Raw genomic sequence first — 14,883 nt, forward strand, 5'->3', positions numbered from 1 at the left:
GCCAGGGGCTGTCCCGGCCGCCGGGGCGGACGGGCCGGCGGTGTCAGGCGATGCGGGGGAAGCGGGCCTGGAGGGTCCAGATCGCCGGGTTCTCGCCCAGGTCCTCGTGCAGGTCGATCAGATCGGCGAGGAGGTCGTGGAGGAAGTCGCGGGACTCGCGGCGCAGTTCGGTGTGGGAGAAGGTCAGCGGGGCTTCCTCGGCCGGCATCCAGTCGGCCTCGACGTCCACCCAGCCGAAGCGGCGCTCGAAGAGCATGCGGTCGGTGGACTCGGTGAAGTCCAGCTCGGCGTACTGGGGGCGGGAGGCGCGCGAGCCCGCCGGGTCCCGGTCGATCCGCTCCACGATGTCGCACAGCGCCCAGGCGAAGTCCAGCACCGGCACCCATCCCCAGGCTGTGGACAGCTCCCGGTCCGCCTTGGTGTCGGCGAGGTAGACGTCACCGCAGAACAGGTCGTGCCGCAGCGCGTGGACGTCCGCGCGCCGGTAGTCGGTCTGCGGCGGGTCGGGGAAGCGGTTGGAGAGGGCGTAGCCGATGTCGAGCACGAGGGTGATGGTGTCATGCCCTCGTAGGATCGCGGTTGTGCCCCGATACGCGCGCTCCGTCCTCGTGCGCTCCGTCCTGGTGCTGCTCCTCCTGACCGCCTGCTCGGGCGGCGGCGGGCGGGCAGCCGACGGGGCGGCGGGCGTCGGCGACCCGTACTTCCCGAAGGCCGGCAACGGCGGATACGACGTCACGCACTACGACCTGACCCTCGCCTACGACCCCGGGGGCCGTCCGGCGCTGACCGGCTCGGCGGCGATCACGGCCCGCGCCACCCAGGACCTCGACTCCTTCCACCTGGACCTGAAGGGACTGAGCGTCGAGAAGGTCACGGTCGAGGGCGCCCGGGCCGGCTGGAGCCGGAAGGGCCAGGAGCTGGAGGTGAGCCCGGCGCGCGCCCTGGACCGGGGCGAGACGTTCCGCGTCACGGTCGCCTACTCCGGCACCCCGCGCCCGGTCACCGACCCCGACGGCTCGCAGGAGGGCTGGCTGCGCACCGCCGACGGCGCCCTGGCCCTCGGGGAACCGGTCGGCTCCATGGCCTGGTTCCCCGGCAACCACCACCCCTCCGACAAGGCGTCCTACGATCTCGCGGTCACCGTCCCGAAGGGCCTGACGGCCGTCTCCAACGGCGAGCCGGCCGGGGAGCGGACCGTCGGCGGCCGCAGCACCTACACCTGGCACACGGCCGAACCCATGGCGAGCTACCTCGCCACCCTCGCGATCGGCCGTTTCACCGTCACCCGCTCCACGACGAAGGACGGCCTGCCGGTGTACGTGGCGGTCGACCCGACGCAGGCGGCCGCGAGCCGCGAGGTGCTCGCCCGGCTGCCGGAGATCATGGACTGGGCGCAGTACAACTTCGGTCCCTACCCCTTCACCTCCACCGGCGCGATCGTCGACCGCCCGGAGGACTCCGGCTACGCCCTGGAGACCCAGAACCGCCCCGTCTTCCCCGGCGCCCCCGACACCGCCACCCTCGTCCACGAGATCGCCCACCAGTGGTTCGGCGACTCCGTCACCCCGCGGACCTGGCGCGACATGTGGCTGAACGAGGCGTTCGCGACCTACGCCGAATGGCTGTGGGAGGAGGACGAGGGCGGCGCCACGGCGGAGGAGACCTTCACCGACCTCTACGAGCACGGCGAGGACGACTACCCCGACCTGTGGGACGTCCCGCCCGGCGACCCCCCGACCGCCGAGGACATCTCGTCCGACCCCGTCTACCAGCGCGGCGCGATGGTCGTCCACCGCATCCGGCAGACCGTCGGCGACGACACGTTCTACGACATCGTCCAGGGCTGGACCGCCGCCCACCGCCACGACACCGCGGACGCCGACGACTTCATGGCGTACGTCGAACGGCAGGCGCCGGACGAGGACTTCGACGGGATCTGGGACGACTGGCTGTACGGGGAGGGCAAGCCCGAACTGCCCTGAGCGCTCAGTTCTCGTCGAAGCGGTCGAGCAGCTCGGCCAGATGGGGCGGCCACACGGGCTCGGCGGGTGCGCGCAGTTCGTCCCGGGTCCACCAGCGCCAGGAGAGGATGCCGTCGGCGGCGTGGGCCTCGGCGAGGTGCGGTCCGGCCGGCTCCCGGTGCGGGCCGCGGGCGACGTAGATGTGGTCGTGCTGGTGGACGCGGACGCCGAAGCGGGTGAAGTCGTGCTCCCAAGTGCCCAGCAGCGGTCCGGGTGCGAGGTCCGTCCACCCCGTCTCCTCCCGCAGTTCGCGCAGGGCGCCCTCGGGCGGGGTCTCGCCCGCCTCCAGTCCGCCGCCGGGCAGGGCCCAGTGCGGGCCGATGTCCTCGTTGTCGTACCGGAAGAGGAAGACGCCGCCCGCGGGGTCGAGCACGGCGACCCGGGCGGAGCGGCGGTCCCTGCCGAGCTGTTTGCGCAGCACGGAGCACGGGCGCCCGAGCTGCAGATCGGGCCGGTGCCCGATCACCTCGTAGCCGAGGGCCGTCCAGAACGCGAGTCCCTCGGGGTTGGCGTCGAGCACGGCGAGCCGTACGGCCGTACGACCGGCGGCGCGGAAGCGTTCCGCCACGCGCTCGGCGATCCGCCGCCCGTGGCCCCGCCCGTGCGCCCCCGCGTCGACCATCAGCAGCCCGATCCAGGGATCCGGGTCGGCCGGGTCCGGGTGGCGGTCCAGGGTGACCGCCACCCCGACCAGCCGGCCCTCGCTCCTCGCGAGCAGCACCTCCACCCCCGGACCGGCCAACTCGTCCGCCAGCGCCCGGGCCACCTGCTCCGGCCGGATGTCGTCCGGGTCCGGGAAGTCACCGCTGAGCGCCTGGAACTCGCGGTTCGAGGCGTACAGCGCGGTGAGTTCGGTGAGCAGCGGGGCGGGGATGTCGTGGTCGGGGGTGAGGGGGAGCGGTTCGAGGATCACGGGGGCAGGCTAGCCGGGCGGGCCGGGGTCGGGGCTTCGGTCCGCCGAAGCCGTGTGCCCGGACACGCACGAGGGGCCCCTGGCGTGAACCGGGGCCCCTCGGTGGCTCGATCAGCTGCTGATCAGCCGCTGGATCGGGTGCTGGATCAGACGTTGACGCCGAAGTCCTGGGCGATGCCGACCAGGCCGGAGGCGTAGCCCTGGCCGACCGCGCGGAACTTCCACTCCGCGCCGTTGCGGTACAGCTCGCCGAAGACCATGGCGGTCTCGGTCGCCGCGTCCTCCGAGAGGTCGTAGCGGGCGATCTCGGCGCCGCCGGCCTGGTTCACGATGCGGATGTAGGCGTTGCGGACCTGGCCGAAGTTCTGCGAGCGGTTCTCCGCGTCGTAGATCGAGACCGGGAAGACGATCTTGTCGATGTCGGCGGGGAGGCCGGCCAGGTTGACGTTGATCGCTTCGTCGTCGCCCGCGCCCTCGCCGGTGCGGTTGTCGCCGGTGTGGACGATGGTCTGGTCCGGGGTCTGCTTGTTGTTGAAGAAGACGAAGTGGGCGTCGGAGTAGACCTTGCCCTGGGTGTTGACCGCGATGGCGGAGGCGTCGAGGTCGAAGTCCGTGCCGGTGGTGGTGCGGACGTCCCAGCCGAGGCCCACGGTGACGGCGGTCAGGCCCGGAGCCTCCTTGGTGAGCGAGACGTTGCCACCCTTGGACAGGCTTACAGCCATGGTTTGGGACCCTTCCCTCGGTTCAGGTACGGCAGAAAGCTACAGCTACCGGTATGAACGCCAAGGGGGGTACACAAGGTTCCAGGTCTCTTTGCTTTCTTTACCGAGGAATTTCGGATGACGCGGGCATGCCCGGCGGGCGACCATGGGGGACATGTCCGGTCCCTATCTCATCCGCGGTTCCGTCCCGCTGCCCGAGGCGGAGCTGGCGTGGCGTTTCTCGCGGTCCTCGGGGCCGGGCGGGCAGCACGTCAACACCAGTGACTCGCAGGTGGAGCTCCGCTTCGACCTCGCCCGCACCGAGGCCCTGCCCGAGGTGTGGAAGGCACGGGCGCTGGAGCGGCTCGCCGGCCGTCTGGTCGACGGCGTGATCGTCGTACGCGCCTCCGAGCACCGTTCCCAGTGGCGCAACCGGGAGACCGCGGCGGTGCGTCTCGCGGCGCTCCTCGCCGAGGCGACGGCCCCGCCGCCCAAGCCGCGCCGGCCCACCCGCATCCCCCGCGGCATCAACGAACGCCGCCTCAGCCAGAAGAAGGCCCGCTCACAGACCAAACAGGGCAGAACCGGCCGCAACTGGACCTGAACCTCTGCCGCACTCCACCCCGGTCCGGCCCTCCCCACCGAGCACCCCGCCCCCATCGATGTGACATTGGAGCGCAGGCGTCGGCAGCTCGGCAGCGAGGAGCGGTGGCATGGGCGTGCGGCAGGCGGAGCAGGTCCGGCGGGTCGAGCTGGACGGTGGGGACGTCTCGTTGTCCGGGCTGCTCGCGGTTCCCCCGGACGGCGCACCGCCCCGTGCCGTTCTCGTCGCCCTGCACGGCAGCGGTATGGCCGCCGGGTACTTCCACGGGCAGGCCGACGCCTCCACCTCGCTCCTCACGCTCGCCGCCCGCGCCGGCTACGCCGCCCTCGCCCTCGACCGGCCCGGCTACGGCCTCTCCGCGCGGGCGCTGCCGCACGGCCTGTGCCTCGCCGAGCAGGCCCGGTGCGTGCGGGCGGCCGTACGGGCGTACGCCGACGGGAACGGGACGGGGGCCGGGTTCCTGCTGGTGGGGCACTCGCTCGGCGGCAAGGTCGCACTGACCGCGGCCGCCACGGCGGGCCGGGACGACCGGCTGCTCGGCGTGGACGTCTCCGGCGTCGGCGCCCGCTGGGCCGTACCGCCCGACCGGCTGGCCGCCCTGCGCCACCGTCCCGACCCCCGGCTGCACTGGGGCCCGCTCACCCTCTACCCGCCGGACACCTTCCGGCTCGCGCGCCGCTTCCTCGCGCCCGTCCCGGCCCGGGAGGCCGAGGAGATCCCCGGCTGGCCCGGCCGGTACGCCGACGTGGCCCGCCGGATCCGCGTCCCCGTACGGTTCACCTTCGCGGAGTACGAGCGCCTGTGGGCCTGGGACCCGCCGGCCCTGCGCGAGCTGACCCACTGCCTCACCGCCCCCCTCGTCCGCGTCGACCACGAACCGGACGCCGGCCACAACATCAGCCTCGGCCGCTCCGCCCGCCGCCACCATCTGCGCCTGCTGGACTTCCTGGAGGAGTGCCGGGCCCGGGCGGCCGCCTGACGCTCAGGCCAGGTCCAGCACCCCCACCGCCTGGCCCCCGCTCAGTTCACCCGTCCGGCGGAAACCGAGCCGCAGATAGAACGCCTCCGGACCGTGCCCGCCCTCGTGCCAGGTGACGTACAGCTCCCCGCCGCCGCGCCGCCGGATCTCGTCCGCGACCGATTGCACGGCGAAACGGCCGTAACCGCGGCCCTGCTCTCCGGCGGCGATGTTCAAGCGCCACAGACCGGAGCGGAACAGTGTGCCGTCGAGCCGCCAGTCGATGTCGAAAAAGGCCATCAGGAAGCCGACCGGACGGTCACCGTCCATGATCAGTCGGGGCCAGGCCACACCGGGATGCACAAAGGCCTCGGCGAGCGACTTCACCACGGGTGCGACTGCGAATTCCTGCTCGGGTGCGACCGTGACCGCGAGCGCCGCGTCGAGATTCCCGGAGGTGATTTCTTCGAGCCTGAGAGAAGTACGGGATGTGTTCGGCGGCGGTGTGTTCGTCATCCGGGGAAAGTAAGACGGCCCGTCACCTTCGGCCACTGAATTCCGTTCAGCCCAACTGCCGGTACCGGCCGCGGAAATACAGCAGCGGACCGCCGTCCGCGCTCGGCATCCTCGCCTTCAGCACCCGCCCGATCACGAGCGTGTGGTCGCCCGCCGCCACCCGCTGCTCGGTCCGGCACTCCAGGGTCCCCAGCGCACCGCCCACCAGCGGCGCCCCGGTCGCCTCGCCGCGGACGTACGGGATGTCCTCGAAGAGCAGTCGGTCGCTGAGCCGGCCCTTCATGGCGAAGCGGCCCGCGATGTGCCGCTGGCTCTCGGAGAGCACCGACACCGCCCACAGCGGCTGTTCGTCCAGCACGTCGTCCATCCGGGAGCCCGTACGCAGGCTGACCAGCACCAGGGGCGGGTCCAGGGAGACCGAGAGGAACGCCGTCGCCGTCATGCCGGCGTACTCGCCGTCCGGTGCCCCGGGGTCGTCCGGGTCCAGCGGCGGCTCCTGCGCGGTCACCAGGACCACCCCGCCGGCCAGCCGGGACATCACGGCGCGGAACTCTTCGCTGCTCACTCCCTCAGGATGCCCAAAGGCGGGGACGGCAGGGGTCTTCAGTACGTCGGTAGCCACGTCCGGAACGCTAGTGTCGGTGACCGGCCCGCCGCATCGGACCTCGGTCCGAGTAGGGTCGTAGGTCCCTGGACCGATTTGTTGTGTGCTCGGTTGTGCACTTGCTGTGTTCAGTAAACACACAGGGAAAACGCAGAAACTCCACTCAAATGTTCAGGTTCGTCTGTGACTTGAGTCACAAGACGCATTAATTGTTGACCCTGTGTACCGAGTGGGCAGCGCGCTGTGATTCAGTGGCGGAGGTGTCACTAGGACATACGCAACGGACTGGAACGACAGAAACGAACGTTACGCCGAAGACAACCCTTGATTCGCTGCGAAGTCTCGGGGGGAGGGCGAAGCATGGAGACCGAGTCGGAGCCGTACGTCCGTCTTGCGTCCCTGCGACAGCTGCACCAGGTCATGGCCGAGATGAACACGGCCCGCAGCCTGGCCGAAACACTGCAGACCGTCGCCGACGGTGTGGTCACCGCGCTGGGCTACGAGCTCGCGTGCGTCAACCTCGTGCGCCCCGACGGGGATCTCGTGGTGGCCGCCTTCGCCGGGAACCCCGCCGCCGAGGCCCTCATCACCGGCCGGGTCGGCTCCCGCGAGTCCTGGGAACGCCGGCTGAACATGGGCGAGACCTGGGGCGACCTGGTCTTCATACCCCACACCGAGGGCTGGATCCTCGACGACGACGACGTCCCGCAGTGGTACACCGACGGGCCCGCCCCCCGCTTCGAGGACGAGTGGCACCCCTCCGACCGGCTCTTCGCCCCGATGTACACCCCCGCCCCGCCCGGCAGCGGCGGCACCTGCGGTGAGCTCATAGGCGTCCTCTCCGTGGACCGGCCGCGCAACGGCCGCCGGCCCGGCGCCTGGGGGCGCGAGGCGCTCCAGATGTACGCGTTCCAGGCCGCCATCGCCATCAGCAACGCGCGTCTACGTGCGAATATGCAGCGGGCACTGGTCCGCCTCGAGCGGGAGCAGCAGGCCCTGCGCGCCAGCGAGGAGTCCTTCCGCCAGGCCTTCGAGTACGCCCCCTCCGGCATGGCGATAGCCGAGATGGGCGGCGACCAGCACGGGCGGATCCTGCGCACCAACGACGCCCTGTGCCGGCTGCTCGGCCGCCCCGCCTCCGCGATGCGCCGCTACTCGTTCTCCGACCTCGTCCACCCCGAGGACATAGGCACCCTGCTCCGTACGTCCGCCGAGGGCGGGCGCGCCGAGCTGCGGCTCGGCCGCCGCGACGGCACCTACGTCTGGGTCAGCCTCCGCAACTCCGTCGTCGCCGACGCCGCCGACGGGCCCCGCTTCCTCCTCACCCACGTCGAGGACATCGAGGAGCGCAAGCGCCGCGAGCTCCAGCTCGCCCACCGTGCCTCGCACGACTCCCTCACCGGCCTGCCGAACTCCGCGGAACTGCGCTCGCGGCTCTCCGCCCGGATCTGCCGGCGGCCCCAGTCGACCCACCCCGCCGCCGTCGACGCCATGGACCAGACGTACGGCCACCCCGCCTTCGACGCCAACGGCCACGGCTTCGACTACCGCCCGGCCGGCGCCGAGTCCTACGACGGCTACGACCACCACGTCCACACCGCCGCCCCCGAGGACGCCGCGCGCGACGACGGCACCAAGGGGCTCGCGGTCCTCTTCTGCGACCTCGACGGCTTCAAGTCCATCAACGACCGGTTCGGGCACAACGCGGGTGACGCGGTCCTCATCGAGGTCGCCCGGCGGCTGTCGCGGGCCGTCCGTGACGGCGACACCGTCGCCCGGCTCGGCGGTGACGAGTTCGTGATCCTCGCCGACGGCCTCGGCCGCGCCGACGCCGCCGACCTCGCCGTACGCCTGCGCAACGAGATCATCCAGCCGATCCGCGCCGAGGGCCGGGCGGTGCGGGTGGGCGCCAGCTTCGGCATCGGATGGGCGCACTGCGGGATGACCGCCGACGAAGTCCTGAAATCCGCCGACGAGCGGATGTACGTCGAGAAACGATCTCGTCCCAAACAGCACAGACGTGCGGGGTGAAACTCCGACGAACCGCCAGGTCAGCCCCCAGGTCGCCGAGGTGATGCGATCCGGGTCACCCGTTCGGGGCAGCTGGACCGGGTAGGCTCGCCATTCGCACCTTGCAACGCATCAGCCCCGCACCTGTTGAGGAGTACGAAGGGATGACGCCCGGCAACAACGGCGCGAGTACGCCCGAGGACGACGACCCGTTCGGCTACCTCTATGCCGACGGCCAGGCCAACGGCGCCCAGCCGCCCTCCGGTGGCTACGGCTACCCGGGCTCGGTCAACAGAGTGCGCGCGGTCGGTGAGCGCCAGTACGGACAGCCGCAGCAGCAGACCGCGCAGTACGGTCAGTACGGCCAGCCCACGGTGCCCCAGCAGGGCGCCTACGGCCAGCCGAACGCGAACTTCGGCGGACCCGAGACCTTCCCCGGCGCGGGCGGCCCGACCGGCCGTCAGCAGCCCGTACCGGGCGGCGGCGGCCGTGGCCGCGGCCCCAACACCAAGGGCCTCCTGATCGGCGCGGTCGCCGTGGTCGCCGCCGTCGTGATCGGCATCGCGGTGGCCATGGCCAACGGCGACTCGGACACCGGCAACGACAACCAGGCAGGCAACGAGGTCTCCACCTCGTCCTCCGCCTCGGCAAGTGCCTCCCCGAGCGAGTCCTCCACGAGTGACGCCGCGGAGGAGCTCCCGACCATCGACGCCAAGGCCCTCAAGCTGGGCGGCAGTGCCGGCCTGGCCTCGGACGTCGAGGGCGCCCAGTCGGACGGCGGGGTCTACGTCGGCGGTCTGAACCAGGTCGGCAACTCCGTGACCTGGACCGTCAACGGGATCCCCAAGGACGGTGTCTACACCCTGTTCACCCGGTTCAGCGCGGCCGGAGAAGACCAGTCGATGACCCTCACCGTCAACGGCAAGGCCTTCGGCAGCAAGGTCAACCTGGGCAACTTCGCGCACGCCGAGGACGGTGACTTCGCCAAGGGCTGGACCAAGACCTACTCCTGGCCCAACCTGACCAAGGGCACCAACACCCTCTCGCTCTCCTGCGAGAACGGCGACAAATGCGATGTCCTGCTGGACCAGTTCTGGCTGAAGGCGGGCCAGGTCAAGGAGTAGCGCCCGCAAGGGAAATCCGTACCGAAGGCCGCCGGGGTGCACCACCTCGACGGCCTTCGTGTCAGGTCCTTCAGATACGGCCGGCCTCGACGCACCTGATGGCCACCCAGCCGGTCCTGCCGCTCCAGGTCACCTTGACCCAGTCGTTGTCCGAGGGGCCGCCGGACCAGCAGGTGTACGAGCCGCCGCTGTTGTTCCTCGTGCACGGCGTGGTGGTGCAGGGAACCCTGGTGTCAGGGTCGCCGATGGTCGCGATCGCCGTGGAGGTGGTGCTCGCGCCGGCACGTATGGTGAACCGGTGGCCGTCCGTCATCCACACACCGGCTCTCTCGGTTGCCGAGGCTGTGGAACTCATGGAGACGAGGAGGCCCGCTGCGGCGAGGCCGATGCCCGCAAGGCGTGCGAATGTTGTGGCGGTATGCATGACTCACCCCGATTGAAAATGGATCTTTGGTCGCGAACGACACTAGCGATCAGGTGAGTTGCTCCGGCAGAGCGGATCAAGCCGCCGTGGCCTCTCCCGTCACCGTGACGTGCTCCAGGAGGTCCTCGTACGTGGTGTGGTCGAAGTCGCCTGCTGTCGGGGTGAGGACCGTTGCTGTCGCGAGGGCCACCGCTCGGGTCAGGCGGGCCGGCCAGGGGAGGCCTTCGACCAGGGCCGAGAGGAGGCCGGCCGCGGCCGCGTCGCCGGCGCCCGTCGGGTTGCCGTGGACGCGGGTGGGCGGGGTGGCGCGCCAGCGGCCCTCCGGGGTCGCCGCGAGCAGGCCGTCGGGGCCCAGTGAGGCCACCACGGCCTGCGCGCCCCGTCGTCGCGCGTCCTGAGTCGCCCTCAGCGGCTCGTGCGAGCCGGTGAGTTCGGCCAGTTCCCCGGCGTTCGGCTTGACCACGTCCGGGCGGGCGGCGACCCCCCGCCGCAGCGGCTCCCCGCTCGTGTCCAGCAGCACCGGCACCCCCAACGCCCGCGCCGTGCGCACCAGCCCCGCGTACGCCCCCACCGGCACCCCCGGCGGCAGACTCCCGCACAGGGCCACCGCGTCGGCGTCGGCGACCAGATCCTCGTACGCCTCCTGGAAGGCGGACCACTCGGCCGGGGTGATCAGCGGCCCGGGTTCGTTGAGCTGGGTGGTGTCACCGCTGCGGGTGTCGACGACGGCGACCGTGCGGCGGGTGGCGCCGGAGACGGGCAGCAGTGCGTCGCCGATCGCCGGCGGGAGCCGTTCCCGGACGACCCGTCCGGTCGCCCCGCCCGCGAAACCGGTGACCGTCACCTCGTGCCCCAGCGCGGCCAGCACCCGTGCCACGTTCAGCCCCTTGCCGCCCGGACGCTCCGTCACCTCCGTCACCCGGTGGGTGGCGTGCGGCCGCAGCGCCGGGACGCGGTACGTGAGGTCGAGAGCGGTGTTCAGCGTGACCGTGAGGATCACCTGTGCCGACCTCCCCCGAGCGGTGCCGCGTGCGCGTGACTGTTTCCGGGGCCCGATCATGCCAAAAGGACGGCGACCGGCCCAGACCCCCGGTCGGTCACCGTCCTCGGCGGAGGGGACTTTTCAGCCCAGTTGGGGATCCACCACCCAATCGCCCCTGCGCATCACGCCCTTGACGTCGAAGTTCTCGTCGAGAAGGACCAGGTCGGCGTCCTTGCCGGGTTCCAGGGAGCCCACGGTGTCGGAGAGGCCGAGCACACGGGCCGGGGTCGCGGACAGCGCGGTGACGACGTCCTCCACCGGGATCCGGTCGACGGTCACCGCCCGCTTGAAGGCACGGTCCTGGGTCAGCGTCGAGCCGGCGATCGAACCGCCCTCCACCAGCCGGGCCACCCCCTCGCTGACCTCGACCTCCAGCGGTCCCAGCAGATAGCGGCCGTCGCCGATGCCGGCCGCGTCCATCGCGTCGGTGATGAACGCGACCCGGTGGGCCCCCGCGTGACGGAACGCCAGGGCCAGGGAGGCGGGGTGCAGATGGGTGCCGTCGTTGATCAGCTCGACCGTGATCCGCTCGTCCTGGAGGAGCGCGGCGATCGGGCCGGGGGCGCGGTGGCCGAGCGGCGGCATCGCGTTGAAGAGGTGGGTGGCGACCGTGGCGCCCGCGTCGATGGCCTGAACCGTCTGCTCGTACGTCGCGTCCGTGTGCCCCACCGCCGCGATCACGCCCTGGTCCACGAGCAGCCGTACGGAGTCCAGACCGCCCGGGAGTTCGGTGGCGAGGGTGACCATGCGGGCCGTGCCGCGCGCCGCGTCCAGCAGCTTGCGGACGTCCGCCGGGTCGGGGTCGCGCAGCAGCGCCTCGGAGTGGGCGCCCTTGCGGCAGGGCGAGATGAACGGGCCCTCGAAGTGGATGCCGGCCAGGTCGCCCTGCTCGGTCAGCTCGCTCAGCAGGCCGGCCTGGCGGACCAGGACGTCCATGTCGTCGGTGACGGTGGAGGCGACGAGAGTGGTGGTGCCGTGCCGGCGGTGGGTGTGGATCGCCGTCAGCGCGTCGTCCGCCGTGCCGGAGAAGGAGGCTCCGCCTCCGCCGTGGTTGTGGAGGTCCACGAAGCCGGGGACCAGCCAGTGGCCGCTCGCGTCGATCACGTGGGCGTTCGCCGGGGTGGCGGCGGTGAGGTACCGGCCCTCGACGGCGACCTGGCCGCCCTTGACCGTTCCGGTGGGCATGACCACGTTGGCGCCGGTGAGGAGCAGGGGGGTGCCGGTCGTCGCGGGGTGCGGGTGCGTGGTGGCGCGTCGCGCAGTTTCCCGCGCCCCTGGGGGGGTTGCCATCAGGTCGATACCTCCGTGGCGTCAGTGGTGTGGAGGAGATCCCAGGCCAGCAGGCCCGCGCCGCAGCAGCCGGCGGTGTCGCCCAGGGCCGCCGGGACGATCTCCGGGAGTTTCTGGAAGGTGACCCGGGCGCGGACGGCGTCACGGAGAGGGGTGAACAGGGTGTCCCCGGCCTCCGCGAGGCCGCCGCCGATGACGAGGGTGCGCGGGTCCAGCAGGGTGAGGGCGGTGACCAGGCCGTCGGCGAGGGCGTCCACCGCCCGCTGCCAGACCCGGACGGCGTTCGGGTCGCCGGACGCGACGGCCTTGGCGCAGTCCGCCGCGTCCGCCTCCGCGTCCCCGCAGGCCGCCGCCCAGGCCTCGGACACCGCCGCCGCCGAGGCGAACCGCTCCAGACAGCCGCGCTGCCCGCAGGGACACGGGGTCCCGCCGGGCCGTACGACGACATGGCCGATCTCGCCGGCGAAGCCGTGCGCCCCCGCCTCCACCCGGCCGTCGACACCGATCGCGCCCGCGATGCCGGTGCCCAGCGCCACGAACAGGAAGCGGTCCGCGCCCCGGCCCGCGCCGACCCGGCCCTCGGCGAGCCCGCCGGTGCGGACGTCGTGGCCGAGGGCGACGGGGGTGCCGAGCCGTTCGGTGAGGAGCGTGCGCAGGGGGACGTCCCGCCAGCCCAGGTTGGCCGCGTAGACGGCGATGCCGTCGGTCTCGTCGACGATGCCGGGCACGGCGACACCCGCGGCGGCCGCGGGCTCGCCGAGCCGCTCGACGCCGTGCGCGCGCAGGTCGGCGGCGAAGCCGAGGATGGCGTCCACCACCGCGTCGGGGCCGCGCTCGCGGCCGGTGGGCCGGCGGTCCTGGTGCAGGAGGGTGCCGTCGGCGCCGACCAGCGCCGCCTTCATCCCGGTGCCGCCCACGTCGAGGGCGATGACATGTCTCACGGGAACAGTGTGGACCGAGGAACCGTGAGAGGTCTAGTCCACTTACCCGTCTTGGGGGTACGGTGCCGCCTCATGAGACCCAAAAGAGGTCTAGTCCACCCAGATGGTGTAGACCTTGTTCCGGATATCGGACCCATTGGTATGAGCAATCAATACGGGATTGAGGGGCAACGCGTGCACCGGCGGGCAGGGAAGTCAGTGACGACGATCGTGGGCGGACTGTCCACGCTGGGCCTGGCGGCGGTGCTGTCCGGCTGCGGACTCACCTCAGGCTCCGAGCACACCACCCTCAGACTCGTCGCCGCCGACTACGGTGACAGCGCCTCCAACAGCTCGAAGAAATACTGGAGCGCGCTGGTCGAGGCGTACGAGAAGAAGCACCCCGACGTCACCGTCGAGGTCACCGTCTCCTCCTGGAACGACGTCGACGCCAAGGTCAAGGCCATGGTCGACGCCGGGAACCCGCCCGACATGGCGCAGATCGGCTCCTACGCCGACTACGCGGCCGCCGACCAGCTCTACAAGGCGGACGACCTGCTCTCCGTCACCGTCCAGGCCGACTTCGTGCAGCAGCTCGCCGCCGCGGGCAAGGTGCGGGGCGTGCAGTACGGCATGCCGTTCGCCTCCTCCACCCGGCTGCTCTTCTACAACAAGACCCTCTTCGCCGAGGCCGGCATCACCCCGCCGACCACCTGGGCCGAACTCGCCGCGGACGCCGCCAAGCTCAAGGCCGACGGCGTGAAGTACCCCTACGCGCTGCCCCTCGGCCCCGAGGAGGCACAGGCCGAGACCCTCCAGTGGCTGCTCAGCGGCGGAGGCGGCTACGCCCAGACCGCCGGCGGCTACAGCATCGACTCCACCGAGAACGTCGAGACGTTCGACTGGCTGAAGGACAAGCTGGTCGGCAAGGGGCTCACCGGACCGGTCGCCCCGGGCTCGCTCAACCGCGCCGACGCGTTCACGGCGTTCGCCGACGGACAGGTCGGCATGCTCAACGGACACCCCTCCCTGATGAAAATGGCCCAGAAGACCGGCGTGAAGTTCGGCATGGTGCCGATGCCCGGCGTCGACGGCCCCTCCAAGGTCGCCATGGGCGTCGCCGACTGGATGACCGCCTTCAAGAAGAACGGGCACGCCGAGCAGACCGGACAGTTCCTCGACTTCGTCTACAGCGAGCGGAACGTGCTCGGCTTCTCCCGCGAGTACGACCTGCTGCCCGTCACCACCTCCGCCTCCCAGATCATGAGCACGGACCAGCAGGACGCCGAGCTGCGCCCCTTCCTGGAGGAACTCCCGCTCGCCGAGGTCTACCCCGTCGGGCGGACCTCCTGGGCGCAGGTCAGCGCCGCCGTCAAGAAGGGCATCGGCAAGGCCGTGACCCCCTCCGGCGACCCGGCCGCCGTCCTGTCCGGCCTCCAGACGGAGGCGATGACCGCGCAGAGCGCCGCCGGGGAGTGACCCGGCGGACGAGCCCGGTGTCGGTGGCCGGGGTTACGGTGCGGGTATGCAGGAGCAACTGGAGCCCAGGGAACGGGCCGTCCTCGCCCTGGAACGCCGCACCTTCCCCGGCCCCGGCGCCAAGGAACGCGCCGTCCGCGAGGAACTCGACCTCTCCCCGGTCCGCTACTACCAGCTCCTCAACGCCCTCCTGGACGACCCGAGGGCGCTGGCCCACGACCCGGTGACGGTGAACAGACTGAGAAGGGTCCGCGAGACCAGGCGGGGCGACCGCTAG

Annotated in this window: 16 protein-coding genes; 7 read left to right on the top strand and 9 right to left on the bottom strand. The window is 71.7% G+C overall.

The window, feature by feature from the left end; translation table 11 throughout:
• Nucleotides 1–43: 43 nt before the first annotated feature.
• The gene (locus tag ABZ490_RS06830; RefSeq protein WP_358985292.1) at nt 44–544 is read right to left on the bottom strand and encodes a hypothetical protein; all 501 of its coding nucleotides are present in this window, start codon (nt 542–544) and stop codon (nt 44–46) included.
• On the opposite strand from ABZ490_RS06830, the gene ABZ490_RS06835 reads away from it, so the two are divergent.
• Nucleotides 534–1,982 carry a M1 family metallopeptidase gene (locus tag ABZ490_RS06835; protein ID WP_358985295.1) on the top strand — a complete coding sequence of 483 codons (1,449 nt, stop codon included), beginning with the start codon at nt 534–536 and terminating at the stop codon, nt 1,980–1,982. The genes ABZ490_RS06830 and ABZ490_RS06835 overlap by 11 nt on opposite strands.
• A 4-nt stretch (nt 1,983–1,986) precedes the next feature.
• Here the strand turns inward: ABZ490_RS06835 and ABZ490_RS06840 are convergent, their stop codons facing one another.
• Nucleotides 1,987–2,934 carry a bifunctional GNAT family N-acetyltransferase/NUDIX hydrolase gene (locus ABZ490_RS06840; protein WP_358985297.1) on the bottom strand — a complete coding sequence of 316 codons (948 nt, stop codon included), beginning with the start codon at nt 2,932–2,934 and terminating at the stop codon, nt 1,987–1,989.
• Between the two features lie 146 nt (nt 2,935–3,080).
• Nucleotides 3,081–3,656, bottom strand: coding sequence for a TerD family protein (locus ABZ490_RS06845; protein ID WP_055636540.1), 576 nt, complete (start codon nt 3,654–3,656; stop codon nt 3,081–3,083).
• A gap of 145 nt (nt 3,657–3,801) precedes the next feature.
• Here ABZ490_RS06845 and arfB point away from each other — a divergent pair, with 145 nt between their 5' ends.
• The gene (gene arfB / locus ABZ490_RS06850) at nt 3,802–4,239 is read left to right on the top strand and encodes an alternative ribosome rescue aminoacyl-tRNA hydrolase ArfB (protein WP_358985301.1); all 438 of its coding nucleotides are present in this window, start codon (nt 3,802–3,804) and stop codon (nt 4,237–4,239) included.
• Nucleotides 4,240–4,348: 109 nt separating this feature from the next.
• Nucleotides 4,349–5,218 (top strand): alpha/beta hydrolase, encoded by an 870-nt coding sequence (locus tag ABZ490_RS06855; RefSeq protein WP_358985304.1) that lies wholly within the window; start codon nt 4,349–4,351, stop codon nt 5,216–5,218.
• 3 nt (nt 5,219–5,221) lie between these two features.
• On the opposite strand, the gene ABZ490_RS06860 is transcribed toward ABZ490_RS06855, so the two are convergent.
• Nucleotides 5,222–5,713, bottom strand: coding sequence for a GNAT family N-acetyltransferase (locus ABZ490_RS06860; protein WP_358985947.1), 492 nt, complete (start codon nt 5,711–5,713; stop codon nt 5,222–5,224).
• A 46-nt stretch (nt 5,714–5,759) separates the two neighbouring features.
• Nucleotides 5,760–6,278, bottom strand: a complete 519-nt coding sequence (locus tag ABZ490_RS06865) for a flavin reductase family protein (protein ID WP_358985307.1) — start codon at nt 6,276–6,278, stop codon at nt 5,760–5,762.
• Between the two features lie 399 nt (nt 6,279–6,677).
• Here ABZ490_RS06865 and cdgB point away from each other — a divergent pair, with 399 nt between their 5' ends.
• A complete protein-coding gene (gene cdgB / locus ABZ490_RS06870) occupies nt 6,678–8,348 on the top strand; it encodes a diguanylate cyclase CdgB (RefSeq protein WP_358985310.1) in 1,671 nt (556 codons plus the stop codon).
• Nucleotides 8,349–8,491: 143 nt separating this feature from the next.
• Nucleotides 8,492–9,451, top strand: coding sequence for a carbohydrate-binding protein (locus ABZ490_RS06875; protein WP_358985313.1), 960 nt, complete (start codon nt 8,492–8,494; stop codon nt 9,449–9,451).
• A gap of 70 nt (nt 9,452–9,521) precedes the next feature.
• On the opposite strand, the gene ABZ490_RS06880 is transcribed toward ABZ490_RS06875, so the two are convergent.
• The 4 genes from ABZ490_RS06880 to ABZ490_RS06895 form a co-directional block, all read right to left on the bottom strand.
• Nucleotides 9,522–9,806: a hypothetical protein gene (locus ABZ490_RS06880; protein WP_358985316.1), complete on the bottom strand. Its 285-nt coding sequence runs from the start codon at nt 9,804–9,806 to the stop codon at nt 9,522–9,524.
• Nucleotides 9,807–9,951: 145 nt separating this feature from the next.
• Nucleotides 9,952–10,875 carry a 1-phosphofructokinase family hexose kinase gene (locus ABZ490_RS06885; protein ID WP_358985319.1) on the bottom strand — a complete coding sequence of 308 codons (924 nt, stop codon included), beginning with the start codon at nt 10,873–10,875 and terminating at the stop codon, nt 9,952–9,954.
• 123 nt (nt 10,876–10,998) lie between these two features.
• On the bottom strand, nt 10,999–12,207 hold the full coding sequence (gene nagA, locus ABZ490_RS06890) for an N-acetylglucosamine-6-phosphate deacetylase (protein ID WP_358985322.1): 1,209 nt from the start codon (nt 12,205–12,207) through the stop codon (nt 10,999–11,001).
• Nucleotides 12,207–13,148: an ROK family protein gene (locus tag ABZ490_RS06895; protein WP_358985325.1), complete on the bottom strand. Its 942-nt coding sequence runs from the start codon at nt 13,146–13,148 to the stop codon at nt 12,207–12,209. Before ABZ490_RS06895 ends, nagA begins: the two co-directional genes overlap by 1 nt.
• A gap of 219 nt (nt 13,149–13,367) precedes the next feature.
• On the opposite strand from ABZ490_RS06895, the gene ABZ490_RS06900 reads away from it, so the two are divergent.
• Both ABZ490_RS06900 and ABZ490_RS06905 read left to right on the top strand, forming a co-directional pair.
• Nucleotides 13,368–14,606, top strand: coding sequence for an extracellular solute-binding protein (locus tag ABZ490_RS06900; RefSeq protein WP_358985950.1), 1,239 nt, complete (start codon nt 13,368–13,370; stop codon nt 14,604–14,606).
• A gap of 46 nt (nt 14,607–14,652) precedes the next feature.
• Nucleotides 14,653–14,883 carry a DUF3263 domain-containing protein gene (locus ABZ490_RS06905; protein ID WP_358985328.1) on the top strand — a complete coding sequence of 77 codons (231 nt, stop codon included), beginning with the start codon at nt 14,653–14,655 and terminating at the stop codon, nt 14,881–14,883.

Origin of the sequence: Streptomyces sp. NPDC005811 (assembly GCF_040630405.1) — a bacterium.
Taxonomy (GTDB): domain Bacteria; phylum Actinomycetota; class Actinomycetes; order Streptomycetales; family Streptomycetaceae; genus Streptomyces.

Excerpts from the sequence above, each read along its gene's own strand:
- ABZ490_RS06835 (WP_358985295.1), top strand. The coding sequence starts at position 534 with ATGTCGAGCACGAGGGTGATGGTGTCATGCCCTCGTAGGATCGCGGTT.
- ABZ490_RS06845 (WP_055636540.1), bottom strand. The coding sequence starts at position 3,656 with ATGGCTGTAAGCCTGTCCAAGGGTGGCAACGTCTCGCTCACCAAGGAG.
- arfB (WP_358985301.1), top strand. The coding sequence starts at position 3,802 with ATGGGGGACATGTCCGGTCCCTATCTCATCCGCGGTTCCGTCCCGCTG.
- ABZ490_RS06855 (WP_358985304.1), top strand. The coding sequence starts at position 4,349 with ATGGGCGTGCGGCAGGCGGAGCAGGTCCGGCGGGTCGAGCTGGACGGT.
- ABZ490_RS06860 (WP_358985947.1), bottom strand. The coding sequence starts at position 5,713 with ATGACGAACACACCGCCGCCGAACACATCCCGTACTTCTCTCAGGCTC.
- cdgB (WP_358985310.1), top strand. The coding sequence starts at position 6,678 with ATGGAGACCGAGTCGGAGCCGTACGTCCGTCTTGCGTCCCTGCGACAG.
- ABZ490_RS06875 (WP_358985313.1), top strand. The coding sequence starts at position 8,492 with ATGACGCCCGGCAACAACGGCGCGAGTACGCCCGAGGACGACGACCCG.
- ABZ490_RS06880 (WP_358985316.1), bottom strand. The coding sequence starts at position 9,806 with ATGAGTTCCACAGCCTCGGCAACCGAGAGAGCCGGTGTGTGGATGACG.
- nagA (WP_358985322.1), bottom strand. The coding sequence starts at position 12,207 with ATGGCAACCCCCCCAGGGGCGCGGGAAACTGCGCGACGCGCCACCACG.
- ABZ490_RS06905 (WP_358985328.1), top strand. The coding sequence starts at position 14,653 with ATGCAGGAGCAACTGGAGCCCAGGGAACGGGCCGTCCTCGCCCTGGAA.